16 protein-coding genes, 3 tRNA genes and 1 pseudogene are annotated in these 13,213 nt (G+C 69.3%); 15 read left to right on the plus strand and 5 right to left on the minus strand.

Annotation, left to right across the window (positions count from 1 at the left end):
• Window positions 1-37: 37 nt before the first annotated feature.
• Window positions 38-850 (minus strand): class I SAM-dependent methyltransferase, encoded by an 813-nt coding sequence (locus HAV39_RS38455; protein WP_203736267.1) that lies wholly within the window; start codon window positions 848-850, stop codon window positions 38-40.
• A 10-nt stretch (window positions 851-860) separates the two neighbouring features.
• Window positions 861-1,415, minus strand: coding sequence for a GNAT family N-acetyltransferase (locus tag HAV39_RS38460; RefSeq protein ID WP_239120608.1), 555 nt, complete (start codon window positions 1,413-1,415; stop codon window positions 861-863).
• Window positions 1,416-1,488: 73 nt separating this feature from the next.
• Here HAV39_RS38460 and HAV39_RS38465 point away from each other — a divergent pair, with 73 nt between their 5' ends.
• On the plus strand, window positions 1,489-2,106 hold the full coding sequence (locus HAV39_RS38465; RefSeq protein WP_191844067.1) for a TetR/AcrR family transcriptional regulator: 618 nt from the start codon (window positions 1,489-1,491) through the stop codon (window positions 2,104-2,106).
• A 153-nt stretch (window positions 2,107-2,259) separates the two neighbouring features.
• Here HAV39_RS38465 and HAV39_RS38470 read toward each other — a convergent pair whose 3' ends face one another.
• Window positions 2,260-2,481, minus strand: a complete 222-nt coding sequence (locus tag HAV39_RS38470) for a hypothetical protein (RefSeq protein WP_120317162.1) — start codon at window positions 2,479-2,481, stop codon at window positions 2,260-2,262.
• Between the two features lie 247 nt (window positions 2,482-2,728).
• On the opposite strand from HAV39_RS38470, the gene HAV39_RS38475 reads away from it, so the two are divergent.
• From HAV39_RS38475 to rplA, 12 genes and pseudogenes are all read left to right on the plus strand, one after another.
• Window positions 2,729-2,974 carry a hypothetical protein gene (locus HAV39_RS38475; RefSeq protein ID WP_191844068.1) on the plus strand — a complete coding sequence of 82 codons (246 nt, stop codon included), beginning with the start codon at window positions 2,729-2,731 and terminating at the stop codon, window positions 2,972-2,974.
• Between the two features lie 117 nt (window positions 2,975-3,091).
• Window positions 3,092-5,547 (plus strand): annotated as a pseudogene (locus HAV39_RS38480) (putative bifunctional diguanylate cyclase/phosphodiesterase).
• Window positions 5,548-5,653: 106 nt separating this feature from the next.
• A tRNA-Thr gene (locus HAV39_RS38485) sits at window positions 5,654-5,726 on the plus strand.
• Between the two features lie 40 nt (window positions 5,727-5,766).
• Window positions 5,767-5,839: transfer RNA gene (locus HAV39_RS38490), tRNA-Met, on the plus strand.
• 175 nt (window positions 5,840-6,014) lie between these two features.
• Complete coding sequence (gene rpmG / locus HAV39_RS38495) at window positions 6,015-6,182, plus strand: 50S ribosomal protein L33 (protein ID WP_018347744.1); 168 nt, start codon at window positions 6,015-6,017, stop codon at window positions 6,180-6,182.
• A 75-nt stretch (window positions 6,183-6,257) separates the two neighbouring features.
• The gene (locus tag HAV39_RS38500) at window positions 6,258-6,707 is read left to right on the plus strand and encodes a MaoC family dehydratase N-terminal domain-containing protein (RefSeq protein ID WP_191844069.1); all 450 of its coding nucleotides are present in this window, start codon (window positions 6,258-6,260) and stop codon (window positions 6,705-6,707) included.
• A gap of 1 nt (window position 6,708) precedes the next feature.
• Window positions 6,709-7,116, plus strand: a complete 408-nt coding sequence (locus tag HAV39_RS38505; RefSeq protein WP_191844070.1) for a MaoC family dehydratase — start codon at window positions 6,709-6,711, stop codon at window positions 7,114-7,116.
• A 151-nt stretch (window positions 7,117-7,267) separates the two neighbouring features.
• Window positions 7,268-7,340, plus strand: a tRNA-Trp gene (locus HAV39_RS38510).
• Window positions 7,341-7,567: 227 nt separating this feature from the next.
• On the plus strand, window positions 7,568-7,960 hold the full coding sequence (gene secE, locus HAV39_RS38515) for a preprotein translocase subunit SecE (protein ID WP_120317157.1): 393 nt from the start codon (window positions 7,568-7,570) through the stop codon (window positions 7,958-7,960).
• 26 nt (window positions 7,961-7,986) lie between these two features.
• Window positions 7,987-8,691 carry a transcription termination/antitermination protein NusG gene (nusG, locus tag HAV39_RS38520; RefSeq protein WP_120321524.1) on the plus strand — a complete coding sequence of 235 codons (705 nt, stop codon included), beginning with the start codon at window positions 7,987-7,989 and terminating at the stop codon, window positions 8,689-8,691.
• Window positions 8,692-8,956: 265 nt separating this feature from the next.
• A complete protein-coding gene (gene rplK / locus HAV39_RS38525; protein WP_120317156.1) occupies window positions 8,957-9,388 on the plus strand; it encodes a 50S ribosomal protein L11 in 432 nt (143 codons plus the stop codon).
• An 88-nt stretch (window positions 9,389-9,476) separates the two neighbouring features.
• The gene (rplA, locus tag HAV39_RS38530; protein ID WP_191844071.1) at window positions 9,477-10,190 is read left to right on the plus strand and encodes a 50S ribosomal protein L1; all 714 of its coding nucleotides are present in this window, start codon (window positions 9,477-9,479) and stop codon (window positions 10,188-10,190) included.
• Between the two features lie 287 nt (window positions 10,191-10,477).
• On the opposite strand, the gene HAV39_RS38535 is transcribed toward rplA, so the two are convergent.
• Together HAV39_RS38535 and HAV39_RS38540 are read right to left on the minus strand one after the other, a co-directional pair.
• Window positions 10,478-10,852 (minus strand): GntR family transcriptional regulator, encoded by a 375-nt coding sequence (locus tag HAV39_RS38535; protein WP_239120609.1) that lies wholly within the window; start codon window positions 10,850-10,852, stop codon window positions 10,478-10,480.
• A complete protein-coding gene (locus HAV39_RS38540) occupies window positions 10,849-11,586 on the minus strand; it encodes a hypothetical protein (protein WP_191844072.1) in 738 nt (245 codons plus the stop codon). The genes HAV39_RS38535 and HAV39_RS38540 overlap by 4 nt, the downstream gene beginning before the upstream one ends.
• Before the next feature lie 371 nt (window positions 11,587-11,957).
• On the opposite strand from HAV39_RS38540, the gene rplJ reads away from it, so the two are divergent.
• The gene (gene rplJ, locus HAV39_RS38545; protein WP_191844073.1) at window positions 11,958-12,494 is read left to right on the plus strand and encodes a 50S ribosomal protein L10; all 537 of its coding nucleotides are present in this window, start codon (window positions 11,958-11,960) and stop codon (window positions 12,492-12,494) included.
• 80 nt (window positions 12,495-12,574) lie between these two features.
• Window positions 12,575-12,958, plus strand: a complete 384-nt coding sequence (gene rplL, locus HAV39_RS38550; protein ID WP_120317151.1) for a 50S ribosomal protein L7/L12 — start codon at window positions 12,575-12,577, stop codon at window positions 12,956-12,958.
• The last annotated feature ends 255 nt before the right edge of the window (window positions 12,959-13,213 follow it).

A 13,213-nucleotide genomic window follows, 5' to 3' on the forward strand; every position in this document is an offset into this window, starting at 1 on the left:
GTGTCCGCCTTGACGGCGACCTGGATCGTCGGGCTGGTCAGGGCACCCGGCCCGCAGCGATCAACGCGGCGGTGGGCAGCGCCAGCCGGCCGCTTCCGTCCAGGTGGGGCGCCACGATCAGGTCGTACCGTGCCTTGACCGCGGCGACCTCGGCGCCGCTCAGAACGCTCAGCATCGCGCCGAGCACGCCCATGCCGTTCGCCGGCCCGGCCCACCAGTCCTCGGGGTCGGCCCGGTGGACCCAGGTGACGGTGTGCGCCGAGACCTCCACCAGCCCCGCACCGCGCAGCAGACCGGCCAGGCCGTCCTCGTCGCGGGTGAAGTTCAGCTCCTCGGCGACCGTGGGTGCGGAGTCCGGGCGGCGCAGTTCGCAGGCTGCCGCCACGGAGCCCCAGAGCTGCTGCAGCGGCGGGGCGGGAGCGGGCCATACGCTCACCGCTACCCGGCCGCCGGGGCGGGTGACCCGCCGCAGCTCCGCGGCTGCCGCGGCGGGGTCGCCGACGTGGTTGACGACGAAATTGCCCACGGTGACGTCGAAGCAGCGATCGTCGAACGGCAGGTCCGGCAGCACGCCGAGGCGCACGTCGGCCGCCGGCGCCTGGCAGCGGGCCGTGTCGACCATGCTCTGCTCGGCGTCGATCGCGGTGACCAAGGCGCCGCGCGCCGCAGCGAGCGCCGCGACGGTGCCGGTTCCGGTGCCGACGTCCAGCAGCCGCGTCCGCTCGCCGACGCCGGCCGCGTCGAGCAGCGCGGGAGCGGTGTGCCCGCACAGGGTGGCGAAGCTGCGCCGGTAAGCCGAAGCGCGGCCCTGCCACAGGCGGCGCTCGTAGTCGTCGAAGGGTGTCGTCACGGGCAGCACCCTACTGGCGGCTCCGCTCCCGCCACTCGGCGGCGAGCAGTGAGTAGACGTGGGCGTCGTGGTTCTCGCCGCGGTAGGGGAAGGCTTCGCGCAGCACGCCGTCGAGGGTCATGCCCAGCCGCTTGGCGCATGCGATGCTGCGGGTGTTGCCGGGCACGGTGCGCCACTCGACACGGTTGATGCCGCGCTCGTCCACCGCCCAGGCGATCATGCGCTGGGCGGCCTGCGTGATCAGACCTCGCCCCTGGGCGTGCGGAGCGAGCCACACCCCGATCTCGGCGGTCCGGAAACGGGTGTCGAAGGTGCGGAACAGCGTGCCGCCGACCAGCTCGCCGTCCAGCCAGATCCCGTAGATGCGGCCGCCGTCGCGGGCGGCGTCGTCGGCGTATCGCTGCAGCCAGGTTCGGGTCTGCGGCTCGTCGGTGAGGGTGGCCGCCCAGGGCAGCCACGGCGCGAGGTGGTCGCGGTGCCGTTCGATGAAAGCGGCGAACTGCCCCGCGTAGTGGGGCTCCAGGGCACGCATCTCGGCGGTGCCGGTGAGGGGGTGGGTCAGCACGAGCGCTCCTGTCACGTACCAAACGTTTGTTATGTATTCTGGCCGCAGCTTAACCGATGGAAGGGGAGTGGCGGTGCCCGCACGGGGTGACCATGACGCCCGGCGTCGCGACGTGTCGCAGGCGGTCTGGGAGGTGCTCGCGGCCGGTGGCTTCGGCGGGCTGACCCTGCGGGCGGTCGCCGCGCGCATGGGCGCCTCCACCGGGCTGCTCACGCATTACTTCCCCAGCAAGAAGGCGCTCATGCGGTATGCGCTGGAGGTCGCGCACGAGCACACCCAGGTTCTCGACCGCTTCCCGGCCGAGGGCGAAGGTCTGCCCGGCCTGCGGGCCGCGCTGCTGGACGTGATGCCCCTGACGGCGGAGAGCGCCGCGAGGAATCGGGTGTGGGTCAGCTTCTGGGACGCCGCGCTGGGCGACGACGAGCTGGCGGCGGCCGAACTGCGCCGTTATGAACGGTGGCGGGGCATGCTGCGCCCGCACGTCGACGCGGCGCTCCGGCGGGGACAGCTGCCCGCCGACGCCGACCCCGACGACGTCGTGGCCACCGCGGCCGGGTTCGGGCATGGCCTGGTGGTGCAGGCCCTCTTCGATCCGGCCCGGTTCCCACCGCAGCGGCAGGTCAAGCTCGTCGACGACTTCGTCGCGCTGCTGGCGGCCCGGCGTCGTCGCGGACCTCACCCGACCGGGTGATCGTGCGGACGCCGGTGACGCGGCCCGGCGGTGTCGCGGTGATGCCAGGGCGGGTGGGCACCGGCATGTCCGCACGGTATGGAGGACCGGCGCGTGCCGCCGCCCCGGCGACCGGCGAGGGGCCGCCCCGCGGTGGCGCCCCTTGGTGCGCGGTCAGCGGTGCAGGTGCTCCAGATTGCGCCATTCTCCCTGCGCACACAGGCCGTCGGCGACCCGCCGGGCCTCCCGCTCGGTGGCGTACTCCCGCATCACGGACCTGCCGTGCCGGCGGTGCTCCACCTCCCACGGGCCAGCCGGATTGACGCGCAGGAACACGTCCTGGCGGCGGTAACTGGCGGTGGTGCCGTTCCATCGGTGCTCCACGAGTCGCATCATGGCGCGTATCGTACACATGTTCTAACTGGCGGAGAAGGCTACCCGGCCGCGAGCCGGGGACGTACAGTGTTGCTTCGTGCTCCTGCCGTCAGCAGGGTTGGTTCGGGCGTACACGCGAGTCACCACCGAACGGCTAGAAATCCGCGTGTCGGCGGCGTGGCACGCCAGGCGGGCTTCCTCCGGTGCCAGCGACTGTGGCACCATCCATGTCAGCCCTTACTGAAACTGCTGTGCTGTGGAGTCGACGATGCGTACGAGCAGATTTGCCCGCCTGGTAAGCCGAGGCGCCATCCTCGCCGCCGCCGTGGGCATCGCCGCCGTGGGTGCCGCAGGCCCGGCCGCTGCCGCGGACGAAACCACCACGACGCACCAGACCGACACCATCGAGTGGTCGACCGTGTCCACTATCGAATGGTCTTCGATCCCGCTGCGCGGTCCGGACGGCAAGCCGGCGCACACCGGGCTGGAGGAAATGACCATCGAATGGTCTTGATTCGCCGCATAGGCGGCTGAATCCGAGGGAAATGGGCGAACGGCATTGGCACGACCTGAGCGGCGCGTCCAACGATCGCCCGAGCTGGCTTGGCTGATCACCGGCCCGTTGGTGTTGATGACCATCGGGCTCACCGCCCTGGCATTCGCCCGTTCCGACGAACCGCTCGGCGAGTGGTGGCTGGGACTCGTCTTCTTCGGCCTGTTCTTCGTCGCCGAGTTGACCGGCCTGCAGTTCGAGGTCCGCCGGCATGGCATGATCCTCACGCTGGCCGACGTGCCGTTCCTGCTCGCGCTGGCCTATCTGCCGCCCGTCACGCTGCTGATCGTCCGCCTGGCCGTGTACTCGCTGGCCCAGTGGCGGCGCGGCACCGCGCCGGTGAAAGCCGCCTTCAACATCGCACTGCTGGGCGCCAGCACCGCGTTCGCCAACCTCGTCGTGGTGGAGCAGGGACCGATCCAGTTCGACGATCCGCGCAGCTGGCTCGTGCTGGTGGTGGCCGTGCTGACCAGCGTCGTGGTGGCGGCCGCCGGTGTGGTGGGCGTGAGATCTCGCTGGTCCAGGGCCGGTTCGCCCCGCAGGAGATGGCGGTCTCCGTGCTGCCGAGCATTCTGGTGGCCGGCCTCAACACCGCCATCGGGCTCGCCGTGCTGCTGATCCTGCAACAGGGCCCGGGGGCGTACGTGCTGCTCGCGGTGCTGGTCGCCTTCTTCTACCTCGCCTACCGCTCCTATGCCGGGGCGATGAACCAGCACCGCACCCTCACCGAGATATACGACCTGACCGGTGCCATCTCCGACACCCCGCACGACGGCACGCTGCCCGACGTGCTGCTCGGCCGGGTGCGCAAGCTGCTGCAGGCCGAGTACGCGACGCTGTGGATGCCGGCGCAGGGCCGGCACCCTGAGGTGCTGCTCAGTGCGCGCCCCGACGACAGGGGCCTGCTCGACGTGGCGGGGTCCCCGGAGTCCCTGCGCAAGCAGGCCGTCGAATCAGGCCAGACGGTCGCGGGCGGCGCCAAGCTCGGTGACGACCAGACCCGCGCACGGCTGCGCGAGTTCGGCGCGAAGGACGCGATCGTCGTGCCGCTGCGGGCCAGCTCGGCGGTGATCGGCACACTCGAAGTGGCCGGCCGACTCGGCGACAACCTCCACTTCAGGCCCGGTGACGTGCGGCTGCTGGAAGCGGTCGCGGCACATGCCGCGGTCGCGGTCGAGAACAACAGGCTGGTGGACCGCCTGCGCTTCGACGCGTACCACGATGCCCTGACCGCCCTGCCCAACCGGCGCCGGATCAGCCAGGCACTGGAGGAGGCGGTCCGGGTGCGGGCGCCCGGCGAGGTGGTCGCGGTGCTGATGTTCGACGTGGACGGTCTGCGCGACGTGAACGACTCCCTCGGGCAGTCCGCGGGCGACCAGCTGCTGGCCGAGGTCGCCTCCCGGCTGCGCACGCTGTCGCCGCCGGCCGCGCTGGTCGGCCGGGTCGGCGGCGACGAGTTCGTGGTGACGCTGCGCCTGCCGCACGCCGAGGCCGCGTCGCGGCTCGCCGCGGAGCTGCGCCAGCAGATGCAGGACCCGATGACCTTCGGCTCGCTGACGTTGGACGTGGACACCGCGGTCGGCATCAGCCTGCACCCGGAGCACGGTTCGGACCCGGCGACGCTGCTGCAGCGCGCCGACGTGGCCACCCATGCCGCGAAGTCGCTGGCGGGCGGCGTGCAGTTGTTCGACCTGGCCCTGGAGTCGCGCTCGGTGCGCCGCCTCGGCCTGGCCGGCGACCTGCGCCGCGCCCTGGACAACGGCGAGCTGGAGGTCTACTTCCAGCCCAAGGTCACCCTGCGGGACCGCCGTCTGGTCGGCGTGGAGTGCCTGGCCCGCTGGGAGCATCCGACCCACGGCGCCGTGCAGCCCGAGGACTTCGTGGCGGTCGCCGAGCACACCGGTCAGCTGTCCCGGCTGACCGAGGTGGTGCTGCGCGAGGGTCTGCGCCGGGCACGCCAGTGGGTCGACGCCGGACGGCCGCTGTCGGTGGCCGTGAACCTGTCGCCGCGCACGCTGGTCGACCCGGCCTTCCCGGACCGGGTGGACGACCTGCTCCGGGAGTACGGCGTGTCACCCGACCGGCTGACCCTGGAGATCACCGAGGACGGCGTGGTGGACGGCGTGGACCGGCTCCTGCCGATCCTGCGCCGCCTCTACGACCTGGGCGTGCACCTGAGCGTGGACGACTTCGGCACCGGCTACTCGTCGCTGTCGTATCTGCGCCGGCTGCCGGTGCACGAGGTGAAGGTGGACCGCTCGTTCGTGCAGGGCATGGCGACCGATCCCGGCGACCTGGCCATCGTGCGGGCCGTGGTGGACATCTCGCGGCACTTCGGCCTCAGCGTGGTGGCCGAGGGCGTGGAGAGTGAGCTGACGCTGGAGCTGCTCGAGGAGATCGGCTGCGACATCGGGCAGGGCTTCCTGTTCAGCCGCCCGCTGCCGTACGAGCGGCTGGAAGCCTGGCTGGGCGCGCAGACCGACGCCGAACCGACCCCGCTCGGCGAGGTCCGGCGGCTGCGCGCGGTGGGCTGAACCACAGCACGCCGCGCCGGGGGTATCCCGATTTCCGCGGCGGCTCGTTGTTGTGTACTCTTACCAAGGCGCGCGACGAGGTGGGAAACCACCTGGTTACGAGCACGCCCCCTTAGCTCAGTCGGCAGAGCGTCTCCATGGTAAGGAGAAGGTCTACGGTTCGATTCCGTAAGGGGGCTCGACCGGACTCCCGGTGCATCCACCGGGAGTGCCCGCCACGGCGGTGTAGCTCAGATGGCAGAGCAAGCGGCTCATAATCGCTGTGTCGCCGGTTCAATTCCGGCCACCGCTACGTTGTGTTGATTCGCTGGCGCATGTCGCCAGTCAACGCGAGATCGCAGACCGGCGAGGTATTCCCTGGTCGCGGTGTAAGGATCGCCACGGCGACCCTTTTTGCATGTCTGGATGGACGTCGTCTATCTTGGTATGCCGGTAACTAAAGCAGCTTGTTCTAGAAAGGCACTCCCGTGGCCAAGGCGACTGACGTACGTCCAAAGATCACCATGGCGTGCGTGGACTGCAAGGAGCGGAACTACATCACCAAGAAGAACCGGCGTAACGACCCGGATCGGATTGAGCTGAAGAAGTTCTGCCCGCGCTGCGGCAAGCACACCGCGCACCGCGAGACCCGCTGACCTCTCCGGTCCAGCAGACGTTCCCAGCAGGGGGCGGCCCATCGGGCCGCCCCCTGCTGGCATAGGTTCACCGGTATGCCGTTGGACCAGTCATTCACCGGTCGGACCTATCCGCCGACCGAGCCCTACCAGGTGGGCCGCGAGAAGATCAGGGAGTTCGCCACCGCCGTCGGCGCCGACGACGCCCTGTACCACGACGTGGAGGCCGCGCAGAAGGCCGGCTACCGCGACGTGGTGGCGCCGCCCACCTTCCCGATAGTGCTGAGCTTCGCCGCCATGGAGCAGATCGTCACCGACCCGGAACTGGGTATGGACTACACCCGCGTGGTCCACGGCGACCAGCGCTTCTCCTACCGCCGTCCGATCGTCGCCGGGGATGAGCTGGTGGTCGTCAGCAGCATCGACGACATCACGCACCGCGGCGGCCACGACTTCCTGACCACCCGCGCCGAGCTGGCCACGCCGGCCGGCGAGCCCGTGGTGACCGTGGTGTGCAAGCTCGTCGTCCGAGGGCATGGTGAGTGAGATGGCGTTCGAGAAGGGGCAGCAGCTGCCGCTGCAGACGTTCCGGGTGACCCGGGCCGACCTGATCCGCTACGCGGGCGCGTCGGGCGACTTCAACCCGATCCACTGGAGCGAGCGCACCGCCGTCGGCGTGGGCCTGCCGGGGGTGATCGCGCACGGCATGTACACCATGGCGCTGGCCGGCCGGGCCGTGACCGGCTGGGTCGGCTCCGCCGACGCGGTGCTGGACATCGGGGTCAGATTCACCCGTCCGGTGCCGGTGCCGGACACCGACGAGGGCACCGAGGTGGAGTTCACCGCGGTGATCAAGGGCGTCTCCGAGGACGGACTGGTCACCTTCGACCTCACCGCGACCTGCGCCGGCGAGAAGGTGTTGGCGCAGGCCAGGGTCGTGGTCAAGCAGATCTGAGGAAGGCTCGGCTGGGCGGTCGACCGGCGGCGAGAGAAAATAGGGAGTGCCAGTTGGCCCACTCGCCTGTCTACCCGTACACTGGTCGGCCGTGGGGTTAGTGAACTCCGCCGGTGGTTTTCGGCCTTCGGCAGGGTGCTCTTTCCCGCACAGGGGTGTGGCGCAATTGGCAGCGCAGCGGTCTCCAAAACCGCAGGTTGCAGGTTCGAGTCCTGTCGCCCCTGCGGCTTTGGCCTACCGGCCCGCGGTGGGCGATCATGGGAATCGGCCCACCGGATGTCTTCCGCGACGTCCTCGGCTGGTGGACCATGGTCGTATGGCCCGTATCGGCCCCCACAGTCTGGGGGGCGGGCCAGATGTGACAGGTGCTCCTCGTGCGACTGCGTCGGGCACACGGGATCGTGTCCCTTCACGGTTCTGACACCACCCCGCGAGATGGAAGTAGGGCGAAGTGGCCGAGAGCAACCGACGTGGCGAGGACGCCGCGGCCGAGCACGTTGACGACGTGTTCGACGACGCTGTCGACGATGACGCCTCCGACGACGAGTCCGGCGTCTCCGGCGGTGGCACCGCGACCAAGTCGCGCAAGGTGACCGACGGCAAGGGTTCGCGCGCGGTCAAGAGCACGGAGAAGGCCGAGAAGGTCGGCTTCTTCGGCCGTATCGGACGTTTTGTCCGTGAGATCGTCGCCGAGCTGCGTAAGGTCATCTGGCCGACGCGCAACGAGCTGCTGACGTACACCGCGGTAGTCCTGATCTTCGTGACGTTCATGATGGCCATCGTGACGCTGCTGGATCTCGCCTACGCCCGGGGCGTGCTGTTCGTCTTCGGCGAAGCGAAGTAACACAAACTACGGAAGTGAGCGGCTACGTGCCTGAGTACGACGAGACGGCCCAGACGGAAGACACCGAGGTGACCTCCGCGGTCGCGGTGACCGACGAGCCGACGCTTGAGACGGCACCCGCTGACGACGAGTTCGACCCGGCCGCGGAGCTGCGCCAGAAGCTGCGGTTCGCGCCCGGCGACTGGTACGTCGTGCACTCCTACGCCGGATACGAGAACAAGGTCAAGACCAACCTCGAGACCCGGATCACGAGCCTCGACATGGAGGAGTTCATCTTCCAGGTCGAGGTGCCGACCCGTGAAGAGGTCGAGGTCAAGAACGGCAAGCGCACCCAGGTGCAGAGCAAGGTCTTCCCCGGTTACCTGCTGGTCCGGATGGACCTCACGCCCGAGTCGTACTCGTGCGTGCGCAACACTCCGGGTGTGACCGGCTTCGTCGGCGCGACGGACCGGGCCGACCGCCCGGCGCCGCTGAGCCTCGACGAGGTGCTGAAGTGGCTGCTGCCCGCGGTCGAGGCGCCCGGCGCCGGCCAGAAGAAGGCCAAGGCCGAGATCCGGGTGCTGGACTTCGAGGTCGGCGACTCGGTCACCGTCACCGACGGCGCGTTCGCCTCGCTGCCGGCCACGATCTCCGAGATCAACGCCGACCAGCAGAAGCTCAAGGTGCTGGTGTCGATCTTCGGTCGGGAGACCCCGGTCGAGCTGAACTTCAACCAGGTCGCCAAGATCTAGTTGAGGTCGCGGAGCGAGCTCCGCATGACAGCGTGATCACGCGGCGGGCGCCCCTCGGGGCCCCGCCGCGCGGCGTTTTACCGCGTCGCAGCTCACATCCGGTGCGAAGGTCCCACCTCGCCGGATAGGCGCGTACGAGTATGCGCTAACCTAGAACGTCCGGCCTGTGCCGCGCGCTGACCGTGTGCGCGAACGCACCGGCCGGTCCGGTGTAAACCACCCTGATCCGCCGAGACGGCGGGTCGACAAGTCCCAGGAAGTAGACATGCCTCCGAAGAAGAAACTCGTCAAGACGTTCACGCTGCAGCTGAAGGCCGGCCAGGCCACCCCGGCTCCGCCGGTGGGTCCCGCGCTGGGTCAGCACGGCGTGAACATCATGGAGTTCTGCAAGGCGTACAACGCCCAGACCGAGTCGCAGCGCGGTGACATCGTCCCGGCACAGATCAGCGTGTACGAGGACCGCTCGTTCACGTTCGTGCTGAAGACGCCGCCGGCCGCCCGACTCCTGATCAAGGCCGCCGGTGTCGCCAAGGGCTCCGGCGTGCCGCACACCACCAAGGTCGGTTCGGTTACCCGCGCCCAGGTGCGCGAGATCGCCGAGAAGAAGATGTCCGACCTGAACGCCAACGACCTGGACATGGCCGAGCGCATCATCGCCGGCACCGCCCGGTCGATGGGCATCACCGTCAAGGACTGAACGCCGCACGCGGCGTCCGCCGCCTGACGGTTCGATGTTTCGTGGGAGGGCCCGGAAGGGCTCGACACAACCACAGGAGATCTGAGAAATGAAGCACGGCAAGAGCTACAACACTGCCGCTGAGAAGGTCGACCGGGACAAGCTGTACACCCCCGTCGAGGCCATCAAGCTGGCGAAGGACACCACCAAGGTCAAGTTCGACGCCACGGTCGAGGTCGCGATGCGCCTCGGCGTCGACCCGCGCAAGGCGGACCAGATGGTTCGCGGCGTGGTCAACCTGCCGCACGGCACCGGTAAGACCGCCCGCGTGATCGTCTTCGCCTCCGGCGAGAAGGCCGCCGAGGCGACCGCCGCCGGCGCCGACGCCGTCGGGACCGACGAGCTGGTGGCTCGCATTCAGGAAGGCTGGCTGGACTTCGACGCCGCGATCGCGACGCCGGACCAGATGGCCAAGATCGGTCGGATCGCGCGGATCCTGGGCCCGCGCGGCCTCATGCCGAACCCGAAGACCGGCACGGTCACCATGGACATCGCCAAGGCGGTCTCCGACATCAAGGGCGGAAAGATCACCTTCCGCGTGGACAAGCACTCGAACCTGCACCTGATCATCGGTAAGGCGTCGTTCACTGCTGAGCAGCTGGTCGACAACTACGCCGCGGTGCTGGAGGAGGTGCTGCGGTCCAAGCCGTCGGCGTCCAAGGGCAAGTACCTGAAGAAGGTCTTCGTGACCACCACGATGGGCCCGGGCATCCCGGTCGACCCCAACGTGACCCGCAACATCCAGGAGAACCCCGAGGCCTGATCCGCCTCGCCACTCCACGCCGAAGGCCCCGCCCGCACCCGCGAGCGGGGCCTTCCGCATTCCCCGAGCAAGCGCACCCCTTCGAGACGAAGGAAGGGCACCTTCTTATCGCTATACGTAGAGGAAGGTGCCCTTCCCAACATGGCCGCCGGCGATGATCGCTGGTTCGGGTCAGAAAGCGTGGCTCAACCGCACTTTCCTACCGGAAACAGCGATCATTCCCAGCCGCCCAGCCGCCCAGCCGCCCAGCCGCCCAGCCGCCCAGCCGCCCAGCCGGGCCAGCCGGGTCAAGGGCTGGGCCAGGCTGCGCGGATCGCGGCGAGGGCCTCGTCGAGGTCTGCGCCGAGGGTGAGGGCGGTGGTGGTGTAGCCGTGTGCCGCCTGTGCCAGCGGCCCCCGTCGGTCCGTCGGCGGTGCAGGGGCTCGTGCGGCGACCACCGTGCCCGCCGCGCGCCGCGTGGTCACCAGCCCGGCCGACTCCAGTTCCTGGTAGGCGCGGGCCACGGTGCCGGTGGCGAGGCCCAGGTCCGCGGCGAGCTGCCGGATCGGCGGCAGACGGTGGCCGGGTGCCAGCAGTCCGCCGTTGATCAGCGCTTCGACCTGTGCCCGGATCTGTTCATAGGGCGGCACGGGACCCGGCCAGATGGTGATCGTGGGGATCACGCCACGGCCTCGGCCGGCTCCTGCTGCCGCGCGACGGCGCTCACCACGCCTGACGGGCCCGGGTGGATCAGCAGGTGCAGATAGTGCGCGAACACCAGGAACGCGGTGAGGCCGAGGGTGAGCAGGACGAACATCCACCAGCCCCAGCCGCCGACGAACACCAGCCAGGCGCGCTGGCTGTAGTAGAACATCGCGCCGGCCAGGGTGCCGGACAGCAGCACGCCGGTGGTGCCGAGCACCAGCCGGGACGCCCGCCGCCGCCACGCCTCGTCCGCGACGAGGTGCTGCGGGTCCAGCCCGGCATGACCGGCCTCGGCGATACGGCGGAGCAGATGCCGGGCGAGCAGGCACCAGCAGGCGAGGATCGCGGCGGTGGGCGCCAGGCGCAGCATGGCTTCGCGGCCGCCGAACTGCCCGGCCAGGGCGAGCGGGTTCGCGCCGATCTGCACCGCGATCGGCGGCACTGCCACCAGCACCGCCAGGCCGAGCCAGCGCAGGTGTGCCCGGGCCCCGGGCGGCAGGTACGCGTCGACGTCGCGAGCGGCGAGCTGTGCCGTCGGCTGTCCCGACCGGGACGGCCGGGGTGACATCAGCTCGCTGACGGCGACCCCGGCCAGCACGAACACCGCGAACAGGGGCACGGCGAGCGGGATCAGGGAACTGTTGGCCACCGTGAAGCTCAGCGCCCCGCCCAGGACGACCCCGGCCGACCGCACGTAGGCGGCTCCGTTCATATTGACCTCCCGTTGTATCAAGCAAGTGATACAAGTGAACGGCATCGCTACGCCTTGTGTCAATTGATTGATACAAGATAGGTCACACGACCCCGATTTGGCGGGCGTCCACCAGGTCACGTATCGTTCCTGTCAACAGTTCCACCCAAAGACCGCTGGTCATCTGATCCGGAGTCATCCGGAGACGATCGAAGGCCCCGTCGCTCGGCAACGAGCGGACCCACGGGCGGCCCGCGCAGGGAAGAACGGTGAGCCTGACGGCCCTGTGCCGTGCGAAGCCCCGTGCGCCCTGCGCCGGGGCGTTTTGTTTGTCCGCTTCTGTCGAACGCCGGGTCCGTGAGACCAGCCTGGAGTACGAGAGAGGAGGGGACATGGCGGACAAGATCCGTGCCGACAAGGCCGGCAATGTTGCGGAGCTCACCGAGCGCTTCCGCGAGTCGAACGCCACGGTGCTCACCGAGTACCGCGGCCTGACCGTGAAGCAGCTGACCGAGCTGCGTCGTTCGCTGGGCGGTGCCGAGTACACCGTTGCCAAGAACACGCTTGCCAAGCGCGCCGCGACCGACGCCGGTCTGACCGGTCTCGACGCTCTGTTCACCGGTCCTACCGCGCTCGCCTTCGTCTCCGGCGATGTCGTCGAGGCGGCGAAGGGCCTGAAGGAGTTCGCGAAGGCGAACCCGCTGCTCGTCATCAAGGGCGGCGTCTTCGAGGGCAAGGCGATCACGGCGGCCGATGTCGCCAAGCTCGCCGACCTCGAGTCCCGCGAGGTGCTGCTGGCCAAGCTGGCCGGCGCGATGAAGGCAAGCATGGGCAACGCCGCGGCGCTCTTCCAGGCCCCGCTGGCGCAGGCCGTTCGCACGGTCGCTGCCCTGCAGGACAAGCGCGAGAAGGAGGGCGCCGACGCCTGATCGGCGTCGACGTCGTCCGAACCATCCAGCTCGCGGCTCCCTGCCGCGGCATGTAGACCCGTTACGAAAGGACGCCTGACATGGCGAAGCTGAGCAGCACCGAGCTCCTCGAGGCCTTCAAGGAGATGACCCTGATCGAGCTCTCCGAGTTCGTGAAGGAGTTCGAGACCACCTTCGACGTGAAGGCTGCCGCCCCGGTCGCCGTCGCGGCCGCCGGCCCGGTCGGCGGCGCGCCCGCCGAGGTCGAGGAGAAGGACGAGTTCGACGTCGTCCTCGAGTCCGACGGTGGCAAGAAGATCCAGGTCATCAAGGTCGTGCGCGAGCTGACCGGCCTGGGCCTGAAGGAGGCCAAGGACGTGGTCGAGGCCGCGCCGAAGGCCATCCTCGAGAAGGCCAACAAGGAGACCGCCGAGAAGGCCAAGGCCAAGCTCGAGGCCGAGGGCGCCAAGGTCACCCTCAAGTGATCTGAGGTCGCGCCCGGCATTACGCCAGGAGCGTGACCGCATCGAGGGGCGGGCATCCAGTGGGTGCCCGCCCCTCACGCATGCTGGGCAAACGCGTAGTGATGCGAAGTTGACGCAGTGTTGGACACTGGAACCCGTCGCCGGGTCTTGACGTGAACGACGACGCCAGGCAGTCTTTCTTCAGTACGACCTTCCGAGTACGTAGCGGGCAGGGTACAGAGCGTGGTTGACACCGATCTGAAGGTGGTCCAGGAC

The organism is Catellatospora chokoriensis (genome assembly GCF_011297315.1).
Lineage (GTDB): Bacteria > Actinomycetota > Actinomycetes > Mycobacteriales > Micromonosporaceae > Catellatospora > Catellatospora citrea.

Bases quoted from the DNA above. Each gene is read 5' to 3' on its own strand.
- HAV39_RS38470 (WP_120317162.1), bottom strand. From the start codon at position 2,481: ATGATGCGACTCGTGGAGCACCGATGGAACGGCACCACCGCCAGTTAC.
- HAV39_RS38475 (WP_191844068.1), top strand. From the start codon at position 2,729: ATGCGTACGAGCAGATTTGCCCGCCTGGTAAGCCGAGGCGCCATCCTC.
- HAV39_RS38500 (WP_191844069.1), top strand. From the start codon at position 6,258: ATGCCGTTGGACCAGTCATTCACCGGTCGGACCTATCCGCCGACCGAG.
- HAV39_RS38505 (WP_191844070.1), top strand. From the start codon at position 6,709: ATGGCGTTCGAGAAGGGGCAGCAGCTGCCGCTGCAGACGTTCCGGGTG.
- rplK (WP_120317156.1), top strand. From the start codon at position 8,957: ATGCCTCCGAAGAAGAAACTCGTCAAGACGTTCACGCTGCAGCTGAAG.
- rplA (WP_191844071.1), top strand. From the start codon at position 9,477: ATGAAGCACGGCAAGAGCTACAACACTGCCGCTGAGAAGGTCGACCGG.
- HAV39_RS38540 (WP_191844072.1), bottom strand. From the start codon at position 11,586: ATGAACGGAGCCGCCTACGTGCGGTCGGCCGGGGTCGTCCTGGGCGGG.
- rplJ (WP_191844073.1), top strand. From the start codon at position 11,958: ATGGCGGACAAGATCCGTGCCGACAAGGCCGGCAATGTTGCGGAGCTC.
- rplL (WP_120317151.1), top strand. From the start codon at position 12,575: ATGGCGAAGCTGAGCAGCACCGAGCTCCTCGAGGCCTTCAAGGAGATG.